Origin of the sequence: Aedoeadaptatus ivorii (assembly GCF_030815095.1) — a bacterium.
Lineage (GTDB): Bacteria > Bacillota > Clostridia > Tissierellales > Peptoniphilaceae > Aedoeadaptatus > Aedoeadaptatus ivorii.
This window is the reverse complement of the sequence record NZ_JAUSWF010000005.1, coordinates 16,462-29,672: the sequence shown is the minus strand read 5'-3', so window position 1 is coordinate 29,672 and position 13,211 is coordinate 16,462. Positions and strand designations below refer to the sequence as shown.

General features: G+C 53.0%; 16 protein-coding genes. 13 read left to right on the top strand and 3 right to left on the bottom strand.

Translation table 11 applies throughout. The features are described from left to right. Positions 1 to 44 precede the first annotated feature (44 nt). The 3 genes from yaaA to dnaA form a co-directional block, all read right to left on the bottom strand. The gene (gene yaaA / locus QO008_RS04405; RefSeq protein ID WP_126464493.1) at positions 45 to 242 is read right to left on the bottom strand and encodes a S4 domain-containing protein YaaA; all 198 of its coding nucleotides are present in this window, start codon (positions 240 to 242) and stop codon (positions 45 to 47) included. Continuing rightward, on the bottom strand, positions 239 to 1,336 hold the full coding sequence (gene dnaN, locus QO008_RS04400) for a DNA polymerase III subunit beta (RefSeq protein ID WP_307384726.1): 1,098 nt from the start codon (positions 1,334 to 1,336) through the stop codon (positions 239 to 241). The genes yaaA and dnaN overlap by 4 nt, the downstream gene beginning before the upstream one ends. 149 nt (positions 1,337 to 1,485) lie before the next feature. Then, positions 1,486 to 2,817, bottom strand: a complete 1,332-nt coding sequence (gene dnaA, locus QO008_RS04395; RefSeq protein ID WP_126464491.1) for a chromosomal replication initiator protein DnaA — start codon at positions 2,815 to 2,817, stop codon at positions 1,486 to 1,488. Positions 2,818 to 3,325: 508 nt separating this feature from the next. Between dnaA and rpmH the strand changes: the two genes are divergently transcribed. From rpmH to QO008_RS04330, 13 genes are all read left to right on the top strand, one after another. Further along, positions 3,326 to 3,460, top strand: coding sequence for a 50S ribosomal protein L34 (gene rpmH, locus QO008_RS04390; RefSeq protein WP_126466275.1), 135 nt, complete (start codon positions 3,326 to 3,328; stop codon positions 3,458 to 3,460). A gap of 4 nt (positions 3,461 to 3,464) precedes the next feature. After that, on the top strand, positions 3,465 to 3,830 hold the full coding sequence (gene rnpA / locus QO008_RS04385; RefSeq protein WP_126466274.1) for a ribonuclease P protein component: 366 nt from the start codon (positions 3,465 to 3,467) through the stop codon (positions 3,828 to 3,830). Beyond that, entirely contained in the window at positions 3,811 to 4,026 is a 216-nt protein-coding gene (gene yidD, locus QO008_RS04380) for a membrane protein insertion efficiency factor YidD (RefSeq protein ID WP_126466273.1), read from the top strand. The genes rnpA and yidD overlap by 20 nt, the downstream gene beginning before the upstream one ends. A gap of 17 nt (positions 4,027 to 4,043) precedes the next feature. Then, positions 4,044 to 4,757 carry a YidC/Oxa1 family membrane protein insertase gene (locus QO008_RS04375; protein WP_232006477.1) on the top strand — a complete coding sequence of 238 codons (714 nt, stop codon included), beginning with the start codon at positions 4,044 to 4,046 and terminating at the stop codon, positions 4,755 to 4,757. A gap of 2 nt (positions 4,758 to 4,759) precedes the next feature. Continuing rightward, the gene (gene jag, locus QO008_RS04370; RefSeq protein ID WP_307384723.1) at positions 4,760 to 5,620 is read left to right on the top strand and encodes an RNA-binding cell elongation regulator Jag/EloR; all 861 of its coding nucleotides are present in this window, start codon (positions 4,760 to 4,762) and stop codon (positions 5,618 to 5,620) included. Between the two features lie 35 nt (positions 5,621 to 5,655). Further along, positions 5,656 to 7,014, top strand: coding sequence for a tRNA uridine-5-carboxymethylaminomethyl(34) synthesis GTPase MnmE (gene mnmE / locus QO008_RS04365; RefSeq protein ID WP_307384721.1), 1,359 nt, complete (start codon positions 5,656 to 5,658; stop codon positions 7,012 to 7,014). A 9-nt stretch (positions 7,015 to 7,023) separates the two neighbouring features. Further along, positions 7,024 to 8,931, top strand: a complete 1,908-nt coding sequence (gene mnmG, locus QO008_RS04360) for a tRNA uridine-5-carboxymethylaminomethyl(34) synthesis enzyme MnmG (RefSeq protein WP_307384719.1) — start codon at positions 7,024 to 7,026, stop codon at positions 8,929 to 8,931. Next, positions 8,912 to 9,613 carry a 16S rRNA (guanine(527)-N(7))-methyltransferase RsmG gene (rsmG, locus tag QO008_RS04355; RefSeq protein WP_307384717.1) on the top strand — a complete coding sequence of 234 codons (702 nt, stop codon included), beginning with the start codon at positions 8,912 to 8,914 and terminating at the stop codon, positions 9,611 to 9,613. The genes mnmG and rsmG overlap by 20 nt, the downstream gene beginning before the upstream one ends. A gap of 8 nt (positions 9,614 to 9,621) precedes the next feature. After that, a complete protein-coding gene (locus tag QO008_RS04350) occupies positions 9,622 to 9,993 on the top strand; it encodes a hypothetical protein (protein WP_307384715.1) in 372 nt (123 codons plus the stop codon). A 147-nt stretch (positions 9,994 to 10,140) separates the two neighbouring features. After that, the gene (locus tag QO008_RS04345) at positions 10,141 to 10,890 is read left to right on the top strand and encodes a ParA family protein (RefSeq protein ID WP_126466267.1); all 750 of its coding nucleotides are present in this window, start codon (positions 10,141 to 10,143) and stop codon (positions 10,888 to 10,890) included. Continuing rightward, on the top strand, positions 10,890 to 11,714 hold the full coding sequence (locus QO008_RS04340) for a ParB/RepB/Spo0J family partition protein (protein ID WP_307384713.1): 825 nt from the start codon (positions 10,890 to 10,892) through the stop codon (positions 11,712 to 11,714). Before QO008_RS04345 ends, QO008_RS04340 begins: the two co-directional genes overlap by 1 nt. Further along, positions 11,707 to 12,591, top strand: coding sequence for a PhzF family phenazine biosynthesis protein (locus tag QO008_RS04335; protein WP_126466265.1), 885 nt, complete (start codon positions 11,707 to 11,709; stop codon positions 12,589 to 12,591). Before QO008_RS04340 ends, QO008_RS04335 begins: the two co-directional genes overlap by 8 nt. Continuing rightward, positions 12,588 to 13,202 carry a cyclodeaminase/cyclohydrolase family protein gene (locus tag QO008_RS04330; protein WP_307384711.1) on the top strand — a complete coding sequence of 205 codons (615 nt, stop codon included), beginning with the start codon at positions 12,588 to 12,590 and terminating at the stop codon, positions 13,200 to 13,202. The genes QO008_RS04335 and QO008_RS04330 overlap by 4 nt, the downstream gene beginning before the upstream one ends. Positions 13,203 to 13,211: the final 9 nt, after the last annotated feature.

Here is a 13,211-nt window from a genome sequence, read left to right as displayed (position 1 = left end):
GTATAGTACAAATGTTCTCAGAGTACAAACGTTCGGATTTCTTTCTACTCGATCGTCTCGCAAAGATCCTCCCATTGTACCGAATCGCCGGGGTAGAGCTTGCGGCCTCGGCGCGTTTCCACTTCGCCGTTTACGCGCACCTCGCCGTTTGCGATCACGGTCTTTGCCATGCCGCCGGAATCGACCCAGCTGATCAATTTCATAAGACTGTCGAGTTTGATGTATTCGGTTTGGATCTTCATAGGCTCGCCAACCGGACCGGAAGCACCAAGTACAGATACGAATCGGCTGCATTCGGCGTAATAATACAGGGGTTGACCGCGTCGGTAAATCCCATCTCGATTTCTTCTTCTGCGACGACGCGAATCCCCTCCAACAGATACCGGGCGTTAAAGGCGATGGTGAGGTCCTCTCCCGTCTTTTGCGCTTCCACCACTTCGTGGACATTTCCGATCTCGGAATTCGAGAGGATTTCGATGCGATCGTCAAAGATTTCGAGTTTTACCAGGCCGTTGCGCTCCTTGCCGGTCATCAAACTCGCCCGTTCCAGGGCTTCGATAAACGGCTTCTTCTCCAAACGCACCGTGACATCGTGTTCGCGGCGGATCAGGCTATTGTACTGGAAGAACTCGCCGTTTAAGAGCTTCGTATAAAACTTGGTTTCGTCTAAGCAGATCAACAGGTGGTTGCTGCCGATTTCCATAGAAAGCGCGCCTTTTCCCTCCACCATCTTTGCGATTTCGGTGACGCTTCTTGCCGGCAGGATGAGATCCCGCTCCAGCTGTTGCTCGCCCGCGATGCGGCTCATCGCCATGCGATACCCGTCGAGGGCGACGAATGTGATGCCTTCATGCGTTACGTCGAGCAAGACGCCGGTAAGCGCGATGCGCATATCGTCGTTTGAGGTGGCGAATTGGGTTTCCTTGAAGGCCTTTAAGAGGTCGTCGGCGGTGACGACGACCGATTCCTTTTCTTCGAGTTCGGGCAGCTGCGGATATTCCTCGGCATTTTGCCCCATCAGTTCGAAGCGGGAATGCTCGCAGACGATCTTTACCTTTTGGCCGTCGCTTTCGATGTGGACCATGGCGGCCGGCAATTTGCGCACGATGTCGCCAAAGAGGGAGGCATTTAAGACAATGCTCCCTTCGGTATCGACCATACAGGCGCTTTTCGATTCGATGGAGATTTCGGTATCCGTACCCCGTAGAATCAATTCGCCTCCCTTTGCTTCCATATACAGGCCTTCCAGAATCTGCATATTGGTCTTTGCGGATATGGCCCTGGAGACCGTAGAGACGACGGAGGACAGGGCGGATTTGTCGATATGAAACTGCATGTTGTCTCCTCCTATATAAGAGTAATACTTCGTAATCGTAGTAGGGGCTGTGGATTTGTGGATAGAAAGCGGAAAAGCGCGGAGGTAGGAAAGGAGGCTGTGGATAGAGTGTGCATAAAGCTATGGAGGACGGGAAGAGTTATCCACAATCAGTTGCCCTTAATCTTCTCCTTTAACCGTTCGATCTGCATACTGACTTCCGGATCCGACTCGATTTCCCCCTCAATTTTATCATAGGCGTGGATCACCGTGGAATGATCCCGGCCGCCGAATTCCTGTCCGATTTTCGGCAGCGAAAGGTCGGTCATGCTGCGGGTCAGATACATGGCGATTTGGCGGGGATAGGCGATGGGACGGGATCTCTTTTTGCTGTTTAAGTCCTCCAGAGAAATATGGTATTCCGCCGCGATAATTTCTTTTACGCGTCCCACAGTCACCGCGACGGGTTTGTTGTTTTCGTAGATGTCCTTCAGCACCATGGCGGCGGTCTCTTCGGTGATCTCGCCGGTGGTGAGTTTGGCGTAGGCGGTCACGCGAGAAAGCGCGCCTTCCAGCTCCCGAATATTGCTCTTCACATGGGTGGCGATATAGTTGATGACGCCCTCGGGAACGTCGAAGCCGTCGCTCTCCGCCTTGTTTCTTAAAATCGCGATGCGCGTCTCGAGATCCGGCGCCTGAATGTCTACCACCAGGCCCCATGCAAAGCGCGAAATCAGCCGCTGTTCGAGTTTTTGAATGTCCTTGGGCGGTTTGTCGCTGGTCATTACGATCTGTTTATCGCGGCCGTGAAGTTCGTTAAAGGTATGAAAAAATTCGTCCATGGTGGATTCCTTGTCGGCGATAAACTGGATGTCGTCGATCAACAGGAGGTCCTGGGAGCGGTATTTTCTGCGAAACTCTTCGTTGCGATTGGTCTGGATCGAGGCGATAAATTCGTTGGTAAATTGCTCGCTGGTGACATAGAGGATCCGCTTCGACGGATCGTTTCGGTGCAGAAAATGGCCGATGGCGTGCATGAGATGGGTCTTGCCCAAACCGACGCCGCCGTAGATAAATAGCGGGTTGGCGCGATTTTCGCGGGGATTTTCCGCCACCGCCAAAGACGCGGCGTGGGCAAATTGATTGGAGGGTCCCACCACAAAGGAATCGAAGGTATATTTCGGATTGAGATGGTATTCCGGGCGAATGCTGTCGTTTTGCGGCTCGGCCGGTGCGCCGCCCTCGGTCAATACAAAGCGGATGTCCAAATCGCTGCCGGCGGCTTCTTTGACGGCGCGGCGGATAAGGTTTTTATAATTGTTGTTATTTTTTTGCAGGTGGTTGAGTACGAATTCTCGGGATACGCCCAAAATCAGCGTATCGTCCTGGATCCGAACCGGGCGAATCGGTCGAAACCAAGTGTTGATCTGAGATTCATAGAGATTTTCTTCGAGTATGTACTGGAAGGCTTTTTCCCATAAAGCGTGTACGTCAGGTATCATATTTCACTCCCGGTCTTTGGCTTTCGAATGTATTAACATATGCACATGTGGAACAATGCATTGCGGATAAAACAATCCACAAAGCTGTGGATTGTGGGGAATAAAAAAGTATAAACAGGGTGAACTTGTGGAAACTGTGCATAAAAAGACCCGATTTTCGTTCAAATTTCGGAAATGTATAGAAAAGCACAAGAGTTATGCACAAGATATCCACAAACTGTGCATAACTCACAAAGTATCCACAGCCCATTTTTTTATTCACAAGCTGTAAATAATTATACACAATCAAAAAACAGTTATCAACAGGTCGCCACGTCTCATAAGGGCAACTGAATTTCACTATTTAGGAAAACAAGTTTTCCCGGGATAGATAAATAGAGTCGTATTTTTGCCCGAAATCGCCGAAAAACATTGACGAAATCCCTTCCGGTCCCTATAATATATAGAGTGTATTTTAAAAATAGGCCTTTTAGGCACTTTTATATCCCACAGGAGGAGGTGTAGCACTGTGAAGAGAACGTATCAACCGAAGCGTAAACAACGCAAAAGAGAACACGGATTCCGCGCTCGCATGAGAACCCGCGGCGGCCGTAAGGTCTTGCGCGCACGCAGATTGAAGGGAAGAAAGAAACTTTCCGCTTAAATTCATGGAAAAAAAGTATTTTATCCGTAAAGATCAGGATTTTAAAAAAGTGTATCGGAAGAGACATACTTTCGGGAATCGAAATTTTACTCTCTACGTAAAGAAAAACGGTCTGGACCATTCGAGGATGGGTTTTTCCATCAACAAAAAGGTGGGAAAGGCCGTTGTTCGCAATCTCATAAAACGCAGATTGCGTCATCTTTATGGAGAGATCTATCCCCGCCTGCGCCCCGGCTACGATCTGGTACTCGTGGTTAAGGACAATGTGAGTGGATTGGATTTTCGGGGCATGCAATCCGCCTTTGAACATATCTTTCGCGTATCGAAACTCGCTCGGGGAGGGAAACATCGTGAGAAAAGCGGCGCTTAAGGCCATCCGTTTTTATCAGAACTACATTTCCCGCTATATCCTCGTCGGGGCGCACTGCCGCTTTTACCCGACCTGCAGCCAGTACAGTTACGAGGCTTTTTCTAAATATCCGTTCTTAAAGGCGCTTTATTTGAGTATAAGGCGCATTTTACGATGCCACCCCTTCCACAAGGGCGGCTATGACCCACTTCCATAGACTAGGAGGAAGTTTACTTGATTAATTTCTTAGCGGGACTGTTAGGAACCCTTCTGCGCGGCGTATACGATTTCGTATCGGCTATGGGTGCCGAGCCGAAGGCCATCTCCTTTTATGCCATCGCCATTGTTTTGACGACGCTGCTCTTCCGCTTCGCCCTCTTGCCGCTGAATATTATGCAGACGCGCAACCAGCTCAAGATGGCGAAATTGGAACCGGAACGACAAAAATTACAGAAAAAGTACGGAAACGATCCGCAACTTCTCGCGCAGAAACAGCAACAGCTCTATAAAGAGGCGGAATTCAATCCGCTGAGCGGCTGTCTGCCCATGTTGGTCCAGTTCCCCGTATTGATCGCATTTTATCGTATTTTCCAATTTCCCACGAAGTTCGCCTTCCAGGACGCCGGATTTTACGATGCGATTCAAAAGAACTTCTTCTTTATTCAGAGTCTGGATCATCCGGATCCCACCGGTTTGGCGCTCCCGATTGTGGCCGCATTCTTCACCTGGTTGTCTACCTATATAGTACAGAAGAACAATAAGGCGCCCTCTACAGAATCTTCGGAGCAGATGATGCGCACGATGAGCATAATGATGCCCTTGATGATTTTGATCTTTGCGAGAAGAATGGCCGCCGGTCTGGTCCTCTACTGGATCACCGGGAGCATTTTCTCTATACTGCAACAGATGATCAGCAATAAGGTCGTCGAGAAAGAAGCGGAGGCGTAGGTATGAGTTTTTCCATCCAATCGGCCAAGACGGTAGAAGAAGCCGTCGAAAAAGCCTTAGCGGAGTTGCGCATCGATCGCGATCGCGCGGAAGTTGAGATCATTGAAGAACCCTCGAAGGGATTTTTAGGGCTGATCGGGGGAAAAGACGCCATCGTCAAGGTTTCCGAGAAGATCGACAGCAAAGACATCGTCGAAGCGATTTTGGGCGATGAGCTGACAAAGGACGCCGCGCCGGATCCGTCGGATACACAGAAGATGCGACCCGAACCGACCATCGTCGATACCCCATCGCCGTCTATCGATAGGGCGAACGAGGAAGGCGACGAAGAAGACGACGAGGAAGCGGAATTCGACGCAGAGGAGCGCCGGGAGGCGGAGTTTTTCGAAGACGACGACGAAATCGAAGCCTTTATCCGCGAATACGTCGATCAGATCCTCACCACGCTGGAGCTGGGTTATACCCTCTCGGTGGATTTTCGGGATCGAAATATCGAGGTTGCCATCGACGGCAAACAGGAAGAGACGGGCATTGTGATCGGCAAGCACGGCTCTACCCTAAACGGCATTCAAACGGTGCTTTCGGCGATGATCAACCAGCGCAGCCGGGAATTTCGGCGCGTGATCGTCGACTGTAGCGGCTATCGCAAAAAGCGCGAGGCCACTTTAAAGCGGATCGCCGGAAAGACGGCCAATAAGGTCTTAAAGACCGGCAAGTCCGCTAAACTCGAACCGATGGATGCCCAGGAGCGGCGCGTAATTCATGCCTGCCTCGCCAATGTAGAGGGCGTCCGCACCCGGAGCGAGGGAAAGGATCCGCATCGTCGGGTCGTCATTCATAAAGAAACATCTCAGCCTTCATAGTCTCTATGAAGGCTTTTTTATAGGAAGGTGATAGCGTGACCATTGCAGCGATATCTACGGCTAAGGCGCCGGCGGGCATCGGAATCGTACGGCTGAGCGGAACGGACGCGATTATAATGGGCGAGCGATTTTTCTCCGGGCGGGAATCTTTGTCGGATCCCGCCAACGACCGAAAGCTCCTCTACGGCCACTTCGTGAAGGACGGCGAGGTCTACGATGAGGTGCTGGCGGTCGCCTTTCGCGGCCCCCGCAGTTACACCGGCGAGGATATGGTCGAAATTCAGGCGCACGGCGGCAGCGTAGGACTCGAGCGTATTCTTTCCGCCTTTTTGGAGGCGGGTTGCGTGGGCGCAACGCCCGGGGAGTTTACCAAGATCGCGTTTTTGAACGGCAAACTCGACCTCACCGAGGCCGAAGGCATTATGGATATGATCGAGGCGGAGAGCGTCTCGGCCCAAAAACAGGGGGTTCGCCAACTCACCGGCGCCCTGTACCGCAAGATCGAAGGGTTTCGCGCGTCTCTAAAGGATACCTTGGCGCAGCTGGTGGCGGAGATCGACTTTTCGACCGAAGAAGTGGAGCCGGTGGGGGTCGAGGTTTTGATCGATACCGCGACGAAAATCCGCGAAGAAATGCAGCGCCTTTTGGAGACCTTTCATCGCGGAAAACTCGTCAAAGAAGGCATTGCCACCGCCATCGTCGGCAAGCCCAATGTGGGTAAGAGTTCGTTTTTAAACGCCCTTTTGCGGGAGGATAAGGCGATCGTCACCGAGATTCCCGGCACCACCCGCGACGTCCTCGAAGCGTCATATTCCCTAAACGGCATCCACCTGCGGGTGCAGGATACGGCGGGCATTCGCGAAACCGAAGACGTGGTCGAAAAATTGGGGATCGAGCGGGCGCTGAAGAGCATGGAGGATGCGGATCTGGTAATCGCGATCTTCGACGCCTCCAATCCCTTGACGGAAACGGACCTGAAAATTATCGAAGGCGTGCGGGACAAGCGGGCGCTGTGTCTGTTGAACAAGCGTGATTTGGGAAGCGCCGTCTCCGCCGAAGAAATGGAAGAATATTTTCCCGGTGCGGTGATCGAGACCAGTTTTCGCGAAGAAGAGGGCCTCGATGCGGTGGAAGAAAAGATCGAATCGTGGTTTTTGGCGGGCGATATCCGCACGGACGACGTATTTCTCACTTCCCTGCGCCACCGAGACCTCTTGCAGGCGGCCATAGAATCGCTCGATAAGGGCATCGCGGATCTCGAAGCGGGCGTGGGGCTCGATCTGGCCGAGATCTATATCGAAGACGCCTTTGCAAAGCTCGGCGAGATCACCGGGCAGACCGCCGACGAAGAGGTGTTGAACCACGTATTTTCCAAGTTTTGTATCGGCAAGTAAGGAGGGCCTATGGAATTTTTAGCAAAAGAGACCGATGTGGCGGTCGTCGGCGCGGGCCATGCGGGCTGTGAGGCGGCCCTGGCGGCGGCGAGGATGGGCCATACTGTGGTGCTTTTGACCATGAATCTCAACTCGATCGCCGCCATGAGCTGCAATCCCAATATCGGCGGCACGGGCAAGGGGCATCTGGTGCGCGAGATCGACGCATTGGGCGGCGAGATGGGAAAAAATATCGACAAGACCTTTATTCAATCCAGAATGCTCAATACCTCCAAGGGCCCGGCGGTGCACTCTCTGCGCGCCCAGGCCGACAAGTGGGACTATCATGCCGCCATGAAATCGGCGCTGGAAGACCAAGACAGGCTCCATCTCATTCAAGACGAGGTGATCGCCTTTTCCTTCGAAGACGATGCCCTTTGCGGTGTCGTCTGTAAGAGTGGTGCGGTATATAAGGCAAAAAAGGTCATTCTCGCCACCGGCACCTATCTGCGGGGCCGCATCTTTATGGGCGAGGTCAATTATTCCGGCGGGCCCGACGGCATGCAGCCGGCGAATGCGCTAACGGATCGCATCGAGGCCCTGGGAATCCCCACCCTTCGCATGAAGACCGGTACACCGGCGCGGGTGCATTGGGATTCCATCGACTATACGCATTTGGAGGAACAAAAGGGCGATGCGGAGATTCATTCCTTTTCGTTTCTGAATTTTCAAAAAGACTATTCCGACAAAGAGCAGATTTCCTGTCATTTGACCTATACCACCCCCGCTACCCACGATATTATTCGCGAGAACATTCACCGCTCCGCCATGGCGCTGGGCGATATCGAGGGCAAAGGCCCCCGCTACTGTCCTTCGATCGAGGACAAGGTGGTGCGCTTTGCCGACCGCGATCGACACCAGGTGTTTTTGGAGCCGGAAGGCATGCACACCAAGGAAATCTACGTACAGGGCGTCTCCTCTTCCCTGCCGCTGGAAGTGCAAATTCGCTTGTATCGCGAGATCGAGGGGCTTTCGCACTGCGAATTTATGCGCCCGGCCTACGCCATCGAATACGATGCGATCGATGCGACCAAGCTGCATCGGTCCTTAGAGGTCATGGACGTTCCGAATCTCTATATGGCCGGTCAGATCAACGGATCCAGCGGCTATGAGGAGGCGGCGGCACAGGGCCTTATGGCGGGCATCAACGCGTCGTTGGCCATCGAAGGCAAAGAACCTTTGATCTTGGGCCGCGACCAAGCCTATATCGGCGTCTTAATCGACGACTTGGTGACCAAGGGCACGCGCGAACCCTATCGCATGATGACCGCCCGCGCCGAGTACCGTTTAACCCTTCGCCAAGACAATGCGGATTTGCGGCTGACCGAGCTCGGGCGCAAAATCGGATTGGTCGACGACGCCCGATACGCCCTCTTCCGCGAGCGAAAGGACGCAATCGAACGCGAACGGGAGCGTCTTTTGGGGATTCAGATCAATCCCACCGAAGAAAACTGCCGCATTCTGGCGACCCTCGGCTCTGCAGAGCTGAAAAACGCCATCTCGCTTTTGCATCTTATGCAGCGACCGGAGTTGAACTACGAAAACCTCGCCGTCTTCGACCCCCATCGACCGACGCTTTCCAAAGACGTGATAACGGAGGTGGAGACTGAGATTCGCTATAAGGGTTATATCGAAAAGCAGCAGGCACAAATTCAAAAGTCGAGAAAGATGGAGAATAAACACCTCTCCAAGGACCTGGACTATATGGCCATCCGCGGCCTCAGAAACGAAGCCAAAGAAAAACTAAGTAGCATTCGACCCGATTCCGTGGGCCAGGCGGGCCGCATCAGTGGGGTATCGCCGGCGGATATCAATGTATTGTTAATCTATTTGGAACAACAGAGAAGGGAGCGAGAAAGTGGATTGGACGACGCGTAAAGACGCATTGGAAGCGTTCGGGTTGCCGCTACCGCTTTCGGCATTCGATCGCTATGCAGAGATCCTTTTGGAGTGGAATCAGCACACGAATCTAACCCGTATTACCGAGGAGCAAGAGATGATCGATAAGCACTTTATCGATTCCCTGACTCCGCTATTGCTCGAGGAAATGCAGGGCGACGGAAAGATTTTGGACTTAGGGACCGGCGCCGGCTTTCCCGGCATGGTGCTTGCCCTCGCCCTCCCCGATAGAGATGTCCATTTGATGGACAGCTTGAATAAGCGCATCACCTTCTTGGACGCTGTGATCGAAGCACTGGGCGTTGAGAATGTAAAGACCTATCACGGACGTGCGGAAGAAGAAGGCCGCGATCCGGCCTTTCGGGAGCAGTACGAGATCGTACTCTCCCGCGCTGTGGCGCGGTTGCCTATTTTGGCGGAATACTGCCTGCCTTTTGTGGAAGTCGGCGGACATTTGATCGCCATGAAGGGCGCCGAAGGCCGCGAGGAAGTAAAGGAAGCCAAGCGCGCCATCGACATCCTGGGCGGAACCGTTGCCGAAATCAAAGAGATCCACTTGCCCGGCGGCGACGAGCGGAGCCTCGTGGTGATCGAAAAGAGCAAGCCGACGCCCAAAAAATATCCCCGCGGGGGCGGAAAACCCCGCAAAAATCCTCTGTAGGTGCGCCTATGATTGTCTTTGCCGTCGCCCTCGCGGCTCTTCTCTATTGTCTGTGGAAAGACAGAAGTATAGCGACGGGTATGCTGATCCCGATCCTGTGTTTGTGTGCCGCGTATTACGGCGATCTCTTCGATTACTTTATTCCCTCGGTGAAAACGGGCGCTTTGGTGGCGCTGGTGTTATGTGTCCTTCTGTTTTTATATTTGTCCCATAAAGAAATGCGCGAATCCAAGCGAGAATATTTAAAGAAACGCCGTATCACCCGTCAAAGATCGGGCGGAAACGAAGTCGTTGGCGCCGAAGAGCGCGAAAAAATCATCGTTAAAGATATGAAAAATAAAGAAGAGAAAGTGTTATACGTGCGCAAGGGAAAGAAATAATGTTCCATATGGAACACTATTTTTTCGGAAAACTGTTCCATATGGAACAAAACATATAGGCACCAGAGAGGAATGTTCCATGTGGAACATTCCTCTCTTTTTATTTGTCCCGGTATTTGATACTATGGGTAGGAAAGGAGTGGAATCATGGGAAAGTATATTGCTGTATTTAATCAAAAGGGAGGGGTCGGAAAGACCACGACGGTGGTCAATCTGGCGGATGCGCTGGCATTTGGCGGAAAGAAAGTCCTGATTCTGGATTTGGATCCCCAGGGAAACGCCACCAGCGGTTTGAACGTAGAAAAAGATCGGGAAAATATGATTTACGATTTTCTATTGGGGTCCGAAGAAGACCCCGTGGTGCATATCAAAGAAAATCTGGATCTCATCCCCTCCGGTTCCACTCTTGCGGGTATCGAAATCGAATTCGCGCAAACGGAAGGCTGGCAGATGATTCTCAAGGAACGCCTCAAACAATTGGAGGGCTATGATTATATTTTGATGGACTGTCCCCCGTCCTTGGGGATCCTCTCCATATCGGCCCTCGCCGCCTGCGACAGCATCTTGATTCCCGTGCAGTGCGAATACTATGCCTTAGAGGGCTTATCACAGTTGATGGAATCCATTCAGCTGGTGCGAAACGGTTTTAATCCTTCGCTCGAGATCGAAGGTGTAGTGCTTACTATGTATGACGGGCGTACGAATTTAAGTATGCTCGTGGTCGAAGAAGTCAAATCGTACTTTAAGGACAAAGTATTTTCGACGGTGATCCCCCGCAATGTACGATTGGCGGAGGCGCCGTCTTACGGGAAAAGCATATTGGATTACGACGCCAAGAGCCGGGGCGCGAAGGCCTATATCGCCTTGGCGGAAGAATTGATCGGGAGGGACGCATAATGGAGAAGAAGCGTGGTTTGGGTCGCGGTCTGGATAACTTTTTCAACACCGCGCCTTTGGACAGCAAGGAACCGGACACCTTGCCGATTGCGGAAATTCGCCCCAATCCCGAGCAACCGCGCAAGCGATTCGGAGAAGAAGGGATCGAGGAACTCGCCCGCAGTATCGAGGCGGTGGGCGTTCTGCAGCCGCTTTTGGTACAAAGGGAAGGCGAAGAGATTCGCCTGATCGCCGGAGAACGGCGACTGCGCGCCGCCAAGAGAGCGGGACTGGAAGATGTGCCTGTACGCTTTATCGACGTGAACGAGGAAGAACAGGACCGCATTTCTTTGATCGAAAACATCCAGCGGGAAGACCTCAATCCCATGGAAGAGGCGGAAGGCTACGAAGCGCTCCGAAAAAAGTACGGCTATACCCAGGAGCAGCTCGCCAATCTGGTGGGCAAATCCCGCCCCTATGTGGCCAACAGCATGCGCCTGATGAAGCTCGAGCCCGCCGTGCAGGAAATGCTCCGCAATCGGGATCTCACCATCAGCCAGGGAAAGCTGCTACTCGGCATCAAAGACGGCAGGGAGCAGATCAAGCGCGCACAAAAGATGATTCGCGAACAACAGACGATCGAACAGAGCCGCAAAGAGGCACCGCGGGAGCGAAAAATCTCGCCCTACTACCGGAGCATCGAAGAACAACTGATGGATCGATTGGGCACCAAGGCACAACTCAAGGGCAACGGCAAAAAGGGGCGCCTGGTGATCGAGTACTATTCCGGGGACGATCTGTCCCGCATCGTAGAGATGATTATGGGGGGAGAGCTGGATGACTAGAGAATATACATTTTTTATTACCGATGCCTTTACCGACCGCTCGTTTGTGGGAAATCCCTCGGGAATCGTACTCACCAAGGGCGATATGAGCGACAACGAAATGCAAAAGGCCGCGCGGGAGCTCAACCATCCCGAGACCATCTGCATCCGAAAGCTGGACCGCGATATTTACAGCGCCCGCTACTTTACGCCCACCGAGGAGATCAAGATCTCCGGGCACGCGGCCCTCGCCACTTTTTGGACCCTCGCCAAATTCGGCTACATCGGCAGCAGCGAATCGAAGAAAAAGGTGTTGCAGTATACCGGCGCCGGACCCCTCTGCGTGTATTTGAGTTTTCGCGGCGGCGAGGTCGACTTCGTCGACGTGCAGCTTCCCGAAATGAAGGTGACGAGCGCGGTCGAAGACTTGGAGGCGCTGGCGGAGGCCTTTGAGGTGGACGCGGACCATATCGGCACGGGAGATGTGAATTTGATTCCGGCAGTGGTCGACGGCGGCGTAGAGACGATGATCATTCCGCTCAAAAAGGCGGCGGATTTGCACGAAGTCTACCCCAAGCGGCGCAACCTCGCCATGCTTTCCGAAAAATACCACTGTAAGTCCTTTCACCTGTTTTACTACGACGAGGAGAAAAAAATCGTAGAGCAGCGGAACTTCTCCCCTTCGGTGAGTGTATGGGAAGAAGCGGGATCCGGCACCGGAAGCGGCTGTACCTATTTCTATATGAAAGAAAACGGAATTTTATCGGAGAACCGCCTCCGCGCCCGCCAGGGACAGGAAGTCGGCCGGCCTTCGGAGATCGAAGTCTCCGAAAAAGACGGCCACATATTCGTCGGCGGCACCGCGCGCATCGTGATGGAAGGGATTTTGCGCCTATGAAACTCGTCGATCTGCCCGTCCGTCGCTATATCGAAAAGGCGATGGACACCTCTTCGCTTCCGGGCGGCGGATCTGTAGCCGCCCTAAACGCGGCCTTGGCGGCTTCTCTCGGCATTATGATCCTAAAGCTCAGCCGCGTCGACGGCCCGGCTTCTGGCGTCCTGGCGGAGATCGCACTGGATGCCGAAGACAATATCGATGCCGACGGCCACGCTTTCGATGGCGTGCTCGCCGCCTTTCGCCTGCCGAAAGAGACGGAAAGCGAAAAGACATTGCGCCGTGAGGCCATTGAAAAGGGCTATATCCGCGCCATTGAAGTACCCATTTCGACGATGCGGGCGGCCGAAAAGATTTTGAATTTGCTCAATGATTGCAAAGCACAAATCACCAAAAACGCCGTCAGCGACCTCTATATCGCCGCCGATCTTGCCCTTACGGCCTTTCGCAGCGCGGGGTATACGGCGAAGCTGAATATCGACGCACTAAAAGACGACGCGCGCCGTCGTAGCTATGAAGAACGCGTGCAGACGGCGGCCGAGCAGGTGCAAGCGCTGCATGCAGCGATTCTCGTTTCGGCGCCTTTGCTCGATGATACCAGCCAAAAACAATAATGTTCCACG

Bases quoted from the DNA above. Each gene is read 5' to 3' on its own strand.
- dnaA (WP_126464491.1), bottom strand. From the start codon at position 2,817: ATGATACCTGACGTACACGCTTTATGGGAAAAAGCCTTCCAGTACATA.
- dnaN (WP_307384726.1), bottom strand. From the start codon at position 1,336: ATGCAGTTTCATATCGACAAATCCGCCCTGTCCTCCGTCGTCTCTACG.
- QO008_RS04335 (WP_126466265.1), top strand. From the start codon at position 11,707: ATGACTAGAGAATATACATTTTTTATTACCGATGCCTTTACCGACCGC.
- mnmG (WP_307384719.1), top strand. From the start codon at position 7,024: ATGGAATTTTTAGCAAAAGAGACCGATGTGGCGGTCGTCGGCGCGGGC.
- QO008_RS04340 (WP_307384713.1), top strand. From the start codon at position 10,890: ATGGAGAAGAAGCGTGGTTTGGGTCGCGGTCTGGATAACTTTTTCAAC.
- yaaA (WP_126464493.1), bottom strand. From the start codon at position 242: ATGAAGATCCAAACCGAATACATCAAACTCGACAGTCTTATGAAATTG.
- QO008_RS04330 (WP_307384711.1), top strand. From the start codon at position 12,588: ATGAAACTCGTCGATCTGCCCGTCCGTCGCTATATCGAAAAGGCGATG.
- QO008_RS04345 (WP_126466267.1), top strand. From the start codon at position 10,141: ATGGGAAAGTATATTGCTGTATTTAATCAAAAGGGAGGGGTCGGAAAG.
- QO008_RS04350 (WP_307384715.1), top strand. From the start codon at position 9,622: ATGATTGTCTTTGCCGTCGCCCTCGCGGCTCTTCTCTATTGTCTGTGG.
- rnpA (WP_126466274.1), top strand. From the start codon at position 3,465: ATGGAAAAAAAGTATTTTATCCGTAAAGATCAGGATTTTAAAAAAGTG.
- jag (WP_307384723.1), top strand. From the start codon at position 4,760: ATGAGTTTTTCCATCCAATCGGCCAAGACGGTAGAAGAAGCCGTCGAA.